The sequence below is a fragment of the Amphritea japonica ATCC BAA-1530 genome (genome assembly GCF_016592435.1).
Taxonomy (GTDB): Bacteria; Pseudomonadota; Gammaproteobacteria; order Pseudomonadales; family Balneatricaceae; genus Amphritea; species Amphritea japonica.
This window is the reverse complement of record NZ_AP014545.1, coordinates 2,316,485-2,330,629: the sequence shown is the minus strand read 5'-3', so window position 1 is coordinate 2,330,629 and position 14,145 is coordinate 2,316,485. Positions and strand designations below refer to the sequence as shown.

Annotated in this window: 14 protein-coding genes; 9 read left to right on the top strand and 5 right to left on the bottom strand. The window is 47.1% G+C overall.

Going from position 1 to position 14,145, the window contains the following annotated elements; translation table 11 throughout:
* Positions 1 to 182: 182 nt before the first annotated feature.
* Positions 183 to 1,121, bottom strand: coding sequence for a LysR family transcriptional regulator (locus tag AMJAP_RS10955; protein WP_019620527.1), 939 nt, complete (start codon positions 1,119 to 1,121; stop codon positions 183 to 185).
* A 214-nt stretch (positions 1,122 to 1,335) separates the two neighbouring features.
* Between AMJAP_RS10955 and AMJAP_RS10950 the strand changes: the two genes are divergently transcribed.
* From AMJAP_RS10950 to AMJAP_RS10935, 4 genes are all read left to right on the top strand, one after another.
* On the top strand, positions 1,336 to 2,352 hold the full coding sequence (locus tag AMJAP_RS10950) for a TRAP transporter substrate-binding protein (RefSeq protein WP_019620528.1): 1,017 nt from the start codon (positions 1,336 to 1,338) through the stop codon (positions 2,350 to 2,352).
* 61 nt (positions 2,353 to 2,413) lie between these two features.
* Positions 2,414 to 2,944, top strand: a complete 531-nt coding sequence (locus tag AMJAP_RS10945) for a TRAP transporter small permease subunit (protein ID WP_019620529.1) — start codon at positions 2,414 to 2,416, stop codon at positions 2,942 to 2,944.
* A complete protein-coding gene (locus tag AMJAP_RS10940; protein WP_019620530.1) occupies positions 2,944 to 4,266 on the top strand; it encodes a TRAP transporter large permease in 1,323 nt (440 codons plus the stop codon). The genes AMJAP_RS10945 and AMJAP_RS10940 overlap by 1 nt, the downstream gene beginning before the upstream one ends.
* Before the next feature lie 10 nt (positions 4,267 to 4,276).
* Complete coding sequence (locus AMJAP_RS10935; RefSeq protein ID WP_019620531.1) at positions 4,277 to 4,717, top strand: universal stress protein; 441 nt, start codon at positions 4,277 to 4,279, stop codon at positions 4,715 to 4,717.
* Here AMJAP_RS10935 and AMJAP_RS10930 read toward each other — a convergent pair.
* Positions 4,706 to 5,629, bottom strand: a complete 924-nt coding sequence (locus AMJAP_RS10930; RefSeq protein ID WP_019620532.1) for a LysR family transcriptional regulator — start codon at positions 5,627 to 5,629, stop codon at positions 4,706 to 4,708. The two genes, AMJAP_RS10935 and AMJAP_RS10930, sit on opposite strands and share 12 nt — an antisense overlap.
* A 137-nt stretch (positions 5,630 to 5,766) precedes the next feature.
* Here AMJAP_RS10930 and AMJAP_RS10925 point away from each other — a divergent pair, with 137 nt between their 5' ends.
* The 3 genes from AMJAP_RS10925 (at position 5,767) to AMJAP_RS10915 (ending at position 10,913) form a co-directional block, all read left to right on the top strand.
* The gene (locus AMJAP_RS10925) at positions 5,767 to 7,233 is read left to right on the top strand and encodes an NAD-dependent succinate-semialdehyde dehydrogenase (protein ID WP_019620533.1); all 1,467 of its coding nucleotides are present in this window, start codon (positions 5,767 to 5,769) and stop codon (positions 7,231 to 7,233) included.
* Positions 7,234 to 7,256: 23 nt separating this feature from the next.
* Positions 7,257 to 8,609 (top strand): aminotransferase, encoded by a 1,353-nt coding sequence (locus AMJAP_RS10920; protein WP_019620534.1) that lies wholly within the window; start codon positions 7,257 to 7,259, stop codon positions 8,607 to 8,609.
* A 360-nt stretch (positions 8,610 to 8,969) separates the two neighbouring features.
* Positions 8,970 to 10,913 (top strand): RecQ family ATP-dependent DNA helicase, encoded by a 1,944-nt coding sequence (locus tag AMJAP_RS10915; protein WP_019620536.1) that lies wholly within the window; start codon positions 8,970 to 8,972, stop codon positions 10,911 to 10,913.
* 8 nt (positions 10,914 to 10,921) lie between these two features.
* On the opposite strand, the gene AMJAP_RS10910 is transcribed toward AMJAP_RS10915, so the two are convergent.
* The 3 genes from AMJAP_RS10910 to AMJAP_RS10900 all read right to left on the bottom strand — a co-directional run bounded on the left by AMJAP_RS10910 (position 10,922) and on the right by AMJAP_RS10900 (position 12,519).
* The gene (locus AMJAP_RS10910) at positions 10,922 to 11,143 is read right to left on the bottom strand and encodes a DUF1289 domain-containing protein (RefSeq protein WP_083935237.1); all 222 of its coding nucleotides are present in this window, start codon (positions 11,141 to 11,143) and stop codon (positions 10,922 to 10,924) included.
* A 64-nt stretch (positions 11,144 to 11,207) separates the two neighbouring features.
* On the bottom strand, positions 11,208 to 11,810 hold the full coding sequence (locus AMJAP_RS10905; RefSeq protein WP_019620537.1) for a class I SAM-dependent methyltransferase: 603 nt from the start codon (positions 11,808 to 11,810) through the stop codon (positions 11,208 to 11,210).
* Positions 11,800 to 12,519 (bottom strand): Dph6-related ATP pyrophosphatase, encoded by a 720-nt coding sequence (locus AMJAP_RS10900; RefSeq protein ID WP_051088385.1) that lies wholly within the window; start codon positions 12,517 to 12,519, stop codon positions 11,800 to 11,802. Before AMJAP_RS10900 ends, AMJAP_RS10905 begins: the two co-directional genes overlap by 11 nt.
* A 226-nt stretch (positions 12,520 to 12,745) precedes the next feature.
* Between AMJAP_RS10900 and AMJAP_RS10895 the strand changes: the two genes are divergently transcribed.
* Both AMJAP_RS10895 and AMJAP_RS10890 read left to right on the top strand, forming a co-directional pair.
* Positions 12,746 to 13,051 carry an ArsR/SmtB family transcription factor gene (locus AMJAP_RS10895; protein ID WP_019620539.1) on the top strand — a complete coding sequence of 102 codons (306 nt, stop codon included), beginning with the start codon at positions 12,746 to 12,748 and terminating at the stop codon, positions 13,049 to 13,051.
* 8 nt (positions 13,052 to 13,059) lie between these two features.
* Complete coding sequence (locus AMJAP_RS10890; RefSeq protein WP_236588720.1) at positions 13,060 to 14,115, top strand: alkene reductase; 1,056 nt, start codon at positions 13,060 to 13,062, stop codon at positions 14,113 to 14,115.
* Positions 14,116 to 14,145 lie beyond the last annotated feature (30 nt).

The window sequence follows — 14,145 nt, the reverse complement described above, 5'->3', positions numbered from 1 at the left end:
ACCTGTATTACGACCCAGCGTGGGTATTGGTGATATGTGCCAGGACGTAAAATGAAAGTCCGCAGCTTGGTATATGCCACTACAATAATATTTTACAGCTGCAGGGGGCTATACCTATCAGGGGATAGAAGAGTGTTCGGGTTGTCTTTGTTATCCCTGTAGGTGCCGATATCAGGTGAGTATTAGTAAGGGGGGGCGGTTTCTGCATCGGCATGAATGGTACGGATAGTCTCAAGAAACAGATCCCTGGCCCGGTTTGGCTGCGCCGATTTTTTGCTGATGACAGCCACCCCTAAGCGGAAACTTTTCAGTTGCGTGGCAATGGCTTTTAACTGACCACGTTCTACGTAGGGTAGGGCAACTTGCTCTGGCAGGAAACTGATAAAGAAGCCGGACATTAATAACGAAATTCTGGATTCATAATGATAAGAACTGGCGGCCAGGTTCATGTGAGCCAGTTGATGGTAGACTTCTTCGTGGGGTTTTAAACCGGCATGGACTAGCTTGCTACTATTGATTATGTCATCCGTTATTTCCGTCTCTGGTAGATTGAACAGAGGGTGTCCATGGCCGCAGTATATGTAGTTTACGTCGGTAAAGAGATGGATATAATCGAGGCCTTCAAACTGGCGATGGTAGGGGATTATCGCAATATCAACTTCGTTATTCAGAACCAGTTTTTCCATCACCGTCATATGTTCTACTTCAACTTTCAGCTCAACATCCGGTGCTTGTTGATAAAATTGTCGGAATATCTCGGTTACTTTACAGCGCGGATCTGTACTGAAGGTATCGCTTAATGCAATTTTGAGTAGCCCGGCCGGGCTTGAACCTAAGTTATTAATGGTATTGCGAAACTGATTCAGTTGTTCGAGAAGCTGATTAGTTTGTTGATATACAACGGCACCTTCCTCGGTGAGTGAAAACCCCGCCCGTCCCCGTTTACACAAGGTCATATCCAGACGTGACTCGAGTGCTGCAATATGATTGCTGATAGTGGGTCGGCTGATATTCAGTTCGGTCTCAGCGGCCGAAAATCCACCGCAATCAACAACCGCTTTGAAAATCTTCAATTGCTTTATTTCAATGTCACCTAGCTGTCCCAATGCAAATTTAGTCACTAGCAGCCCCTTTTTCTATCGTTTTGATCACTGATAATCAGCCCTAATAAATAGAGTATTGTTCGTTATTTTATACCTATGGAAGGCTGTTGCGTAAAGTTTTACAAACGTTTGGGTGGATTTTTCATGATTTATCGATTGGCAGTGATTTGTAAGGATTGTTTTACCGAGTGTTTATTCCGATCCATAACTAATAAGAACTGTAGGGCTGAGTATGATTAAAAACCTCAAGAAAAAACTATCGACATCCGCGTTGGCAGTAACGTTGGGCCTGGCGACTCTGGCGGCAGATGTGTCTGCAGCAGAGCATAACTGGCGCTTTAGTAATCTGTATGGGCGTGGTACTGCTTTTGGTGAAGTATACGAGAGTCTGGCTAAGAACATTGAAGCCGCTTCAGAAGGCCGTATTAAGGTTCAGGTTCTGTATTCCGGTGAAGGTGTCGGTACCAGTGGTTTGTTGGGCGCAGTTAAATCAGGCCTGGTCACTATGGGCGCGCCTTTTCAGTCGATGCATGCCGGTGAATTACCTGCCGGTGTGGTTGAGATCGGTCTGCCAGGTGGTACTGATGATCCGGCTGAGCTACAGGCGCTGTTTCATGATCAGGGTTGGGATAAAGTCCTGACGAAAGCCTACGGTTCACAAGGTCTGGTTTGGCTTGAACCTTACATCCAGCCCCCGGTTTATATCCTGACCAAGAAAGAAATTAAGTCTGCTGCAGACTTTAAAGGTCTGAAGATTCGTGCTCCGGGTGCTTACGGTAAATTCTTGCGTAACCTGGAAGCGTCACCTGTTTCTTTGTCCTGGAGCGAGATTTATACCTCTCTGGCAACGGGCGTAATCGATGGTTCTATCGGTAGTAACATGATCGATCACCGCGATGGAAACCACGTTGAAGTCGCTAAGTACATGTACAAACTACCGTTGGCGGGCGCTCAGGTGCTGCCAATCGTTGTTAACCGTAGTGCCTGGAAGAAACTGCCAGAAGATCTGCAGGCTGTGGTACGTAAAGCAACTGAACAGCATGCGTCTGACCAGCTGCGTCTGTCTAAAAAGTGGGAAACTGAAGCGGTTGCAGAGATGGAAGCTAAAGGCCTGAAGTGGAGCCCGGAACCCTCTGACGCTGACCGTAAAGCATGGGCTGATGCCGGTGCAGGCCTGTGGGATGAATATGCCGCAGCGGATAAGTACAGCAAAGAGCTGATCGATATCCTGCGTGCAAATAGCAAGTAAGCATTTTCAGTAAGCTAAAAAGGGGTGCAGTCGTGCCCCTTTTTCTATTGCAGGTGTCGTTATGTTTAAGAAAATACTAATAAAATTCTGTTGTACTATTGATTGGGTGGTTCGCCAGGCCGGCCTGCTAGCGTCTTTCATCATGCCTGTGCTTGCGTTTGTTGTCGCTTATGAAGTGTTCTCACGCTACGTTCTGGGCAGCCCTACGATCTGGGCATTTGATCTGTCCCTGTTTATGTTTGGATATCTTGCGGCGCTTGGTGGTGCATATGCGCAGCAGCAACGAGCCCACATCAATGTTGATATTCTCTATCTGAAAGTGTCCCACAAAACCCGCTGTATTTTTAACCTGATCTCATTCTCGTTAGCCATTTTCTTCCTCGTGGTCATCGTCATGATGAGCTGGGGAAAGTACGAAGAAGCGATTGAGTTTGACTACCGTCGTCAAAGTGAGTGGGCTCCCCCAATGTTTCACTTCTGGATCATGATGATGGTCGCTGGTGGTTTGTTTATTGCCCAGTTGGCAAGAGATATGTTGGCCGAACTGTATTTTCTTCTGACCAGTACAGCGCTTATTGAGGAGGCTCAGTGATGGGTATCGAACTATTAACGGTAGTACTGCTGCTATGCATTCTGGTGTTCTTCGCGTTAGGCGCTCAGGTGGGACTGGCATTGGGCGGTATTGCCATGATGATCGGTTATATGACCTGGGGTGATGGGATATTCAACGTGATACCTACCACCCTTGAAGCAACCTATTTCAGTTTTATCCTGTTAGCGATTCCCCTTTATATCTATATGGGGCAGTTGCTGACTAAGTCAGGCATCGGCGATGCGATGTTCAACTTCAGCCAGATGTTGATTGGCCGTGTGCGGGGTTCGCTGGCGATCAGTGTTATCGGTGTTTGTTCAATGATCGGAGCAATGGTGGGTATTATCGGCGCAGGTATTATGACCTCCGGTAGCATCGCACTACGTCCAATGTTGGAACGGGGCTATAACAAGCGCCTGGCATTGGGTGTCATCATGGCCGGTGGTGGCCTGGGTATTCTTATTCCACCCAGTATACCGATGATTATGTTTGCTGCGTCGACGCAGAACTCGGTGGGCCGGATGTTCCTGGGTGCGATGATGCCTGCACTGCTAACGGTGGTGATGATGATTCTGTATGTAGCCATTAGTTGTTGGTTATTCCCGGATCGTGCGCCACGGGATATGGATAATAAAGATATCGTTAAGCTGGAAGGCCGGGAAAAATTTAAGATTGCCCGGGATGGTCTGTTTTCAATTCTGCTAATTGTGGCGGTACTGGGCAGTATTATCAGTGGTATCGCAACACCGACTGAATCCGGCGCTATCGGTGTGGTAGGAGCGCTAATTCTGGCGATTATGTTTAAGCGCTTTAAATTGGATATGTTCCTGCATTCTGGCTTCCAGACCGCCGCGTTAGTCAGCGTTGCGATGTGGATTATCTTCGGTGCCTCAGTCTTTAGTAATTTCCACCTGTTGATGGGTGTACAAAGCATGGTGGCTGATTTCACGGGCACGCTTGATCTGCCGCCGATCATGATCATCATCATGTTCCAGCTGATTATGTTGTTGTTGGGCTTCATTATTGATGAGTTCATCATCGTACTGATGTGCGCGCCGCTGTTCACGCCGATTGCGGTGTCTCTGGGCTACGATCCAATCTGGTTCGGTGTGTTGATGATTCTTAATATTCTGATTGCGGTACAAACACCACCTTATGGTTTCGCACTGTTTTATCTGAAAGGAATCGCGCCACCGGAGATCGGTATGTCAGAGATCTACAAGTCAGTGGCGCCCTTTATTATGTTGAATCTGACAGTATTGATTCTCTGTATGGTGTTTCCCGAGATTGTGCTCTGGTTACCGACACTGGTGATGGGTTAAGGAAAAAATCATGTATAAAAATATTCTAGTACCTCTGGATCTGTCACACAAAGCACAGGTGGTTGAGTTAGGGAAAATTGCGGTATCACTGGCTACCGGTGAAAACGCAGATTTGCATCTACTGTATGTTGATCAGAGTTTTGTGCACCGTGCGGGAAACCCTCAGTTCGATGAGAGGGCGCACGAAGGGCACCGTAAAGACGCTCTTAAAGAGATGGAGGGGCTGTTGTCTGAACTGCCAGAGAACCTTCGTGTCAGCACTATCTATCGTAGTGGTCCGGCCCATGATCAAATTCTGGAAACGGCTAATCAGCTGAAAGCTGATGTAATAGTGATGATGGCTCGCAAACCGGGTATCAGCAGTTATTTTATCGGCTCAAATGCTGAACGGGTGGTACGCCATGCGCCTTGCTCAGTCTTTATCGTACGCCGGGGTGAATCAGATAGCTGACTCACTCAGGCACTCGGTAAAATGTTGGATGATTAACTGATTTTTCTGTCGGTTACGCCAGACTGCTTTGAATGTGTTGCTGTAGCTATACTTCTCCGTTAACAGGGGGCGCAGATCGTTTTCGAGCCCCCAGTTACTGACCAGATGGCGAGGCAGGTATCCCAGATAGTGGCCACTTAATATTAGTGTGGCCCTGGCTTCCTGGTGATGGGCCTTGGCTTGTTTATTCCATTGTTTCATCTCTGGATGAATCTCCCGACCCGGCATAAGTCGGGGGGATTCTACAAACCGGAACTGGCGCAATTCATCTGAACTAATTTCATCATTACGATTAAAGAGCGGATGCTTTTGGGCGCAGTACAGCAACATCTCTTCATCAAAGAGTTGCAGGCTGGTGAGTTCAGGATAGGACTGGTGAAATACAGTGATACCGATGTCGATCTGATTATTGAGCAGCGCGGAGATGACATCATCAGAGCTCATTGTGCTGATACGGATATTTACATCCGGTGCTAGTTCGGAAAAGCGCTCCAGTGCCTGGATAATGCCAGCATTCTGAGCTCCAAGCATGTGCTCGGCAAACCCCAGATGAAGATCGCCTGATATACGGTGGTGGTTTTGGTTGACGGTGTTTGTAAATTGATCGATGGCACTGAGTAGTTCCAGCGTTGCGTTGTAGACAGTCTGACCTTGCTGAGTGAGTGAAAAACCTGCACGGCCGCGCTCGCATAGTCGCATATCAAGGCGTTTTTCTAAATCGGATATGTAATTTGAGATTGTAGAGTTCGCCAGGTTGAGTTGGATTTCAGCAGCGGTAAATCCACCGGACTCTACCACTGTTTTGAATACTCTCAGTAAGCGCAGATCCATATCGGCGAGCTGACCGGAGAGGGCGGCTTTTCTTCGTCCCATAACACTTGGTGCCTTTGTATTTGTTTATTCAAATGTAAATAATTAAAAGTAATTATATAAACAAAAGAGTTGTCGATCTATAAATAGGTTAATAGCAAAGCCGCTTAAACGGCTATGTGTAAGAGATGAGATACAGCATGACATTAGAACTTAAAGATAAAGCGTTGTTCCGGACTCAGGCTTTTATCAGTGGCCAGTGGGTTGATGCTGATAGCGGAGATACATTTTCGGTAACTGATCCTGCGACCGGTGAACACCTGGCGGATGTCGCCAGTGTTGGGGCCAATGAAACCCGAAGAGCGATCGCAGCGGCTCAAATCGCGATGTCTGAGTGGAAGGTATTGCCAGCTAAAGAACGCAGTGATGTGCTAGAAAAGTGGTATGACCTGATTATTGAAAGTACTGAGGATCTGGCGGTGATTATGACCGCAGAGCAGGGCAAACCCCTGGCTGAATCCCGGGGTGAAATCGCTTATGGTGCCTCGTTTATCAAGTGGTTTGCGGAAGAGGGTAAACGAATTTACGGCGATATTATTCCTACCCCGCAGATGGATCGTCGTGGTGTTGTGGTTAAGCAGCCTATTGGTGTGGTGGCTGCAATTACACCCTGGAACTTTCCCAATGCAATGATCACTCGTAAAGCAGGCCCGGCATTGGCGGTAGGGTGCGCCATTGTATTAAAGCCTGCTGCTGAGACGCCTTTATCAGCACTGGCGCTGGTTGAACTGGCAAATAGGGCAGGTATGCCAGCGGGACTGTTAAATGTATTGCCGGGTATGGATGCGCCTGCTATCGGTGGTGAGATGACCTCTAACCCGACCGTTAAGAAAGTGACTTTTACCGGCTCTACACCGGTAGGTAAGTTGCTGATGAAGCAGTGTGCTGACACCGTTAAACGGACATCGATGGAGTTGGGCGGTAATGCACCGGTCATCATTTTTGATGATGCAGACCTTGATCTGGCCGTCGCGGGAGCTTTGACCGCTAAATACCGTAACTCAGGTCAAACCTGCATCTGCGCCAACCGCCTGTTAGTACAGGATGGGATTCACGATGCTTTCGTTGAGAGATTTAGTGCAGCGGTAAGGGCGTTCAAGATCGGCAATGGCTTTGATGAAAGCACTACTCATGGCCCGGTAATTACCGAAAAAGCAGCCAAAGAGATCGATGAGAAGGTTAAGAATGCGATAGAAGAGGGTGCGACAGTGGTTGTTGGTGGCCAGCCCGGTGAACAAGGGGACTGTTTCTATCAACCTACCGTATTAACTAACGTGAATAGTTCGATGCGTGTCTTCCGGGAAGAGATATTTGGTCCGGTGGCACCAGTCTTTAAGTTCAGTACGGAAGCTGAGGCAGTACAGATGGCCAACGATACTGAGTTTGGTCTGGCGGCTTATGTTTATACCGAAAATATGGGGCGTAGCTGGCGTGTATCCGAAGCCATTGATTACGGTATGGTCGGCGTAAATGAAACCGCTATTAGCTCTGAAGTCATCCCCTTCGGTGGTGTTAAAGAGTCGGGTCAGGGCCGGGAAGGTTCGAAGTATGGTCTGGATGATTATCTGGAAACTAAGTATATCTGTTTTGGCGCATTGCAGCGTTAAGCTGTGATTAGTGGAGAAGAATTATGAGTAATATTATTTACCCAACAACTAACTTGAAAGTAACAGAAACCCTGACTATTGAACGGGGTGACGGCGCCTATGTTTATGACAGTGAAGGAAACCAGTATCTGGAAGGGTTAGCTGGGCTATGGTGTACTTCACTTGGTTACAATAATCGTGAATTGATCGACACTACCGCTGAGCAGATGGGAAAGCTGTCTTATTCGCATATGTTTGGTGGCAAAACCCATCAGGTTGGAATTGATCTGTCCGAAAAGCTAACCGCAATGGTGCCCGTGGAGAATGCGAAGGTGTTTTTCGGCAACTCTGGAAGTGATGCTAACGACACTCATGTAAAAATGCTGCGATATTACTTTAACGCGATTGGTAAGCCTGAAAAGTTTAAGATTATTGCCCGAGAACGCTCTTATCATGGCGTGACGGTTGCATCTGCCTCGTTGACCGGCTTACCACCTAATCACACCAATTTTGATCTGCCGTTCAATGCACTGGGTGTTCTGCGTACTGATGCGCCGCATTACTTCCATGGTGCGTTGCCGGGTGAAACTGAGGAACAGTTTGTTGACCGTATTGTTAATAACCTTGAGCAGCTGATTCTGAAAGAGGGTGCAGATACCATTGCAGCTTTTATCGCTGAGCCTATTACCGGTGCCAGCGGCGTTATCGTTCCACCGAAAGGCTACTATCAGAAGGTTCAGGCGATACTGAATAAGTACGATATCCTGTTCTGGGCTGATGAGGTTATCACCGGCTTTGGCCGAACCGGTAATGATTTTGGCTGTACCACTATGGGGATTGAAAGCCCTGCGTTGATGACTCTGGCTAAACAGCTTTCGTCTGCTTATATGCCGATTAGTGCTTCTGTTATCCGTGGTGATATCTATGAAGCGATGATCGAGCCCAGCGCAAAAGTGGGTGTGTTCGGTCATGGTTATACCTATTCGGGGCACCCGGTAGCTGCTGCAGTTGCACTGAAAACACTGGAAATCTACGAGCGCGATAATATCTTCGGCCATGCGGCCACATTGGGCGAGTATATGCAGAAACGCCTGCATGAATTCGAGGATCATCCGCTGGTGGGTGAAGTGCGTGGCGAAGGTATGATTGGTGCTGTGGAGATGGTCTCTGATAAGCGCTCGGGTGCAGGTTTTGAGGGCGGCGCAGTGGGTACTTTCGCTATGCAGTCCTGTCAAAAGCACGGCATGATTACCCGTGCAGTTGCAGGTAACTCACTCGCATTCTGTCCGCCGTTGATTGTGACAGAAGCGCAAGTCGACGAGATGATTGAAAAGCTGGGTAAAGCGCTGGATGAAACGCTGGACTTCGTTACTCGTGAAGGCTTGATTGCTGCTTAATGCAGTATTGAACAGCGTTTAATACTTTCTTGCGCGATCGGGCCGGTTTGGAACTGGCTTGCCCGATGACCTCTACAGTTCCATTGCAACTTACATTCGCTGTTGGAATGGTTGAGTTGTTTCTTGTCGAGCACTGGTCCTGACGGATCTCTTTGTTTGGGGGCTTTATGCCCCCTTTTTTTGTCTTTTTTCTAAGCTCTGTTTTGTGTCGAATCAACGGATTCAGTGAAACGGTAGCAGTGTTCGTGGAAGTGGTTATACTGCAAAACATTGAACTGCTGTTGTTCTTGAGTCAGTACCAAGCTGAGCAGATATGCGCTACCCCCTTAAAGCTTATAAATGGACTTAACGAGTACTCAGATGACAGTTAACCTGCACTCCCCACTTAAACAATTTTTTGGTTTTGACCAGTTCCGCCAGGGGCAGGAGCAGACGGTCTGTCAGCTATTGAATGGCAGCTCTTCGTTAGCCATCTTTCCTACAGGCTCCGGTAAATCACTTTGTTATCAGTTAACCGCAACACAGCTCCCACATCTTACGCTGGTGGTGTCACCGCTGTTGGCACTGATGAAAGATCAATTGGAGTTTCTCGCCCAAAAAGGTATTCCTGCTGCGAGTATTGACTCAACACTGACACCGGATCAGAACCGGCAGGTGATGAGTGATATTCGTAACGGTACAACGAAAGTTCTTATGGTATCGGTGGAGCGATTTAAGAATGAACGCTTTCGGCAGTTTATTCAGTCGGTTCCGGTCTCAATGTTGGTGGTAGATGAGGCTCACTGTATCTCTGAATGGGGCCATAACTTCCGCCCGGACTACCTTAAATTACCGGCTTATAGAGAAGCGCTGAATATCCCCCTGGTGTTGCTGTTAACGGCCACTGCGACCCGACAAGTTAAGCTGGATATGGCACAAAAGTTTGCGATTAAAGAAGAGCATATTGTGCAGACAGGTTTCTATCGTCCAAACCTTGACCTGACGGTACTGCCGGTGTCCAGTGACGGAAAAAACAAACAGTTGATGCAGTCTATAAGTGAACAGCAGGGCGCCGGTATTGTTTATGTGACTTTGCAACACAGCGCTGAGCAGGTTGCAGGGTTTCTGGTTCAGCAGGGGATTAATGCTGCTGCTTATCATGCGGGCTTTGAGGATAAGAAGCGTCAAAAGATTCAGTCTGACTTTATGTCGGGTCGAATTAATGTAGTGGTGGCGACAATCGCCTTCGGTATGGGGATCGATAAGAGTGATATTCGCTTTGTCATTCACTATGATCTGCCTAAATCGATTGAAAACTACAGTCAGGAGATCGGTCGGGCGGGTCGGAATGGCTTGCCATCTAACTGCATTACGCTGGCTAATCTGGATGGTTTGAATACGGTCGAAAACTTTGTCTACGGAGATACTCCCGAGCTCAGTGGCATCGAATATGTTCTGGAGAATATCCGCAGTGAATGTCAGAACAGCCAGTGGGAGTTACAACTACATGGCTTGTCTACGGCCAGTAATATTCGTCAACTGCCAATGAAAACTTTATTAGTACAGCTCGAATTATTAGGGGTGCTTCAGCCGTTGTACGCCTATTTTGCTGATTTTAAATATAAATTATTGCAGTCTGAAAGCCAGATACTAGAAGGCTTCAATGGCGAGCGAAAAGAATTTTTATCTGCTGTCCTGGCCAATACTCAGTTCAAAAGAGTCTGGGGGACGCTGGAGTTTGAGGCTCTGTTCAGGACTTATAATTGTGACCGTAAACGGGTGGTTTCAGCGCTGGATTACTTGCAAGAGCAGCGTCTGATCGAGCTTGAAACCAAGAAAATCACCGAAGTATTCCAGATAAATCTGGCAGCGTTAGCTGACCCTGGTCTGGGGCAGCGGTTATATGATTATTTTAAGGATAAAGAGGCTAAGGAGATTAAACGTATTGCTGCATTGATTCGTTTCTTTGAGTTAGAGAGCTGCCTGAGTCGCAATCTTTCTATCTACTTTGATGATCATGAAAGTGATGAAGGCTGCGGTCATTGTTCTTCCTGCAGAGGCAAGCCAGCGCGCCTTGAGTACTCGGCATCACCAGACTGGCCTTCTGATGAGCAGCTTAGAAATGACCTCTCAGGATTAGTTCAGCATCTTGCTGCTAAGCATTCAGGAAGGGTTTCGATCGATACTCAGTGCCGTTTTTTAGCGGGGATAAGCGTGCCCCTGTTTGCGCGTAATAAGGTAAGACAGTTGAGTGGTTTTGGTAGTTGTGAAAGCCTGAGGTACGCAGATCTTCTTCTTAAAGTTGAAGCGTTAACAGAGGTATAAATTATAAGTTAGCTTTTGGTTTTCAGATTAATCGGTAGGTGTTGGTGTTTTCGAGTCTGGCATATGGTTAATATTTTGTTTCTTTCCGCTTCAGATGCCGTATGCCAGGCTAAAATTTCTTCAAGTGAGCGATAGCAGCCTAAGCAGATCTCTTTCTCATTTAAACAGCAGTTTCGAGTGCAGGGTGAGTTAGCTGTTTTTGATGTATTGTCTGATTGAGGATTTGTCATAACGGTCATTGCCAATCAAAGTATGAACGAGGTCTTCAAGCGTCGACCCTGGTTTAGCAGTCGTTTATCCAATTTTCTGAACAATAAAGTAACAGTGCAGTTCTGGGTGTTGATCATATTCAAGGTGTCTGCAAATACAGCCCGATTGTTCGATGACTGTGAGAAACCCCGTTATTCCTAATGTTGAATAATAAACGTCGGTTCCCATCGTGCTGTCTTTATGATCATCTGGCTTATCCGTGCCGCCTCCGGAAAAAATACATACTCCACCAGGATTGAGGCTATTGAAAAGTTTGCTTAGCACTGCTGCTTGTCTTTCAAGAGGGACGTGCCAAATACTATCCCATGCTGAAATAAAATCATATTTGTCAGGTAATACCCAATTACAGATGTCCTGTTGATGAAATGTAATATCAGGGTGGCGTAGCCTTGCCAGCCTGATCATCTCCGTAGAAATATCGACGCCTTGGGGAGAAAAGCCGTTAGTCAGTAGAAGATCAATAAAGCGGCCAGTACTACCACAGCCGACATCCAGGGCAAGTCGATGATTCGTAGCAAATGGTATTGCTCGCTTATGCTGGGCAATACCATTATCTCTGTTGAAGTTGTTGCCTTCCCATAGGTCTGTGAGGGTGTTGTAGGCCAGGCCGATATCTTCAGGTTTCATCTGAGTATGTCCGGGATATGGTCTCAATGGGTTGTGATGCTACAGTGTTATCCGGTAGCAGATCTGCGAAGATGAAGTTATCACGCTCAACGATTTCGCCGACGGTTATCTCTATTTTGTTTCGAAACATGGGCCCATCAAAGACGAAGCTATGGAATTCACCATTCTCTCCACAGGGGTCTACAGAGTCGGCTAGCTCGTCAAGAAAGGCATGATCATACTCCCTGCCAGCCAATTCAACGGGAACTTGTTTTGGATCGATACAAGTGATGACGGTTCTTAAGCCGTTATCCAGCATCTCTCTGGATAGTTGTTTGGTTGGGATGTTCCAGAGAGGGAAAATTGGCGTAATACCGCTTCCTGCCATCGCTTCTTCTCTGTAAGCACGAATGTCCTCTAAGTACAGGTCGCCGAATGCCATGCATTCGATTCCATCTTCTTTAATTCTTGCTACAAAGTCACCCATTATCTGTTCATAGTCTTTATGGCTACAGGGGTTTGGTAACGCAAGAATCTCTAGCGGTAATCCAATGCTGCTAGCCTGGGCTTTGAGTAGTTCTACCCGTACTCCGTGCATTGCAACCCGATCGAACTCTTCATTTATAGTACAAACTAACCCCATTAGTTCGATCGTTGGATCGCGTTGCAATTGGTAGAGCGCCCAGGCGCTGTCTTTACCGCTGCTCCAGGACATGAGTGTTTTTTTCATTAGTGAGAACTTAAATTTTATGATTTTGTTAATGCTACCAAATTCTTTTCTTGTTCTCTCTGTGAATAGTTAAAGGCATAGAATTTAAGCCGTTTAGCTGAAGTATTTCCGTGCCTGTTCAATCGCGATTAAATGAACCATTGCATTTAGTTACTTGTATATCGTGTTAAGGCGAAGTATATTTCGTTATATCGCGATATAACGATTTTAAGATTAAAGGTGTGCTATGGGCGTTACAGAACTTGATGAGATGATTAAAGCGCTATCTCATCCGGTGCGCAGGGATATTTTGAATTGGCTAAAACAGCCATCGCAGTTTTTTTCTGATCAGGAGCATCCCCTGAGCTTTGGGGTTTGTGCTGGCCTGATCGATCAGAAAACGGGGCTGTCGCAGTCCACTGTGTCTGCTCATCTGGCGACTCTGCAGCGAGCAGGCTTTATCAGTAGTAAGAAAGTAGGCCAGTGGAATTTTTTCTCACGTAATGACGCTGCGATTCAGCAATTTTTGACGCGTTTAAATGAACAGCTTTAACAGGAGTTATGATGTCAACACTCTTTGATCCCGTCACTCTGGGTGACCTAACCTTGAAAAACCGTATAGTAATGGCACCGTTAACCCGTTGCCGTGCTGATAAATATCGCGTCCCCAATCAGTTAATGGCTGATTACTATACTCAACGCAGCAGTGCTGGCTTAATTCTGACAGAAGCGACATCGGTTGCTCCAATGGGAGTCGGATATCCTGATACTCCTGGAATCTGGTCGGATGCTCAGATCGAGGGCTGGAAAAGGGTAACTGACGCAGTACACCGGGCTGGCGGTCTTATTTTTCTGCAGTTATGGCATGTGGGTCGGATCTCGGATCCTCTTTACCTGAACGATAATTTACCTGTGGCTCCCAGTGCTGTCCGTCCGGCAGGCTATGTGAGCTTGGTCAGGCCTAAGAAAGCATATGTAGAGCCTCGAGCACTGACAATAGATGAGGTGAAGGAACAGGTAGAACTTTATCGACAGGGTGCTGAAAACGCCAAAGTGGCCGGCTTTGATGGTGTGCATGTGCATGGCGCCAACGGTTATCTTCTTGATCAATTTCTACAAGACAAAACAAATAGACGAGATGACGAATACGGCGGTTCTCTGGCAAACCGTGCCCGCTTACTGTTAGAAGTCACGGATGCGTGCATAGGTGTGTGGGGTAAAGGGCGAGTGGGAGTTCATCTGGCGCCCCGGATGGATGCTCATGATATGGGGGATTCGAATCGAACTGAAACCTTCAGCTATGTTGCAACAGAATTAGGAAAGCGGGATATCGCTTTTATTTCAACCCGTGAACATGCGGCTGAAGACAGTTTGACGCCGTTGTTAAAACAGTTATTTAACGGCCCTGTGATTGCTAATGAACAGTTTGACAAGGTGCAGGCAAATCATTGGCTGGCAGAAAACAAGGCGGACGCGATTGCTTTTGGAATCCCGTTTATTGCTAATCCAGATCTGCCAAAGCGACTAGCACTGGATGCTGAACTTAACGCGCCACGTCCGGAACTATTCTATGGGCAGGGACCCGTTGGTTATACGGATTATCCAGCGCTGGGATGAGTAGGTCCGATGAATCAATAAAAGGGCCTG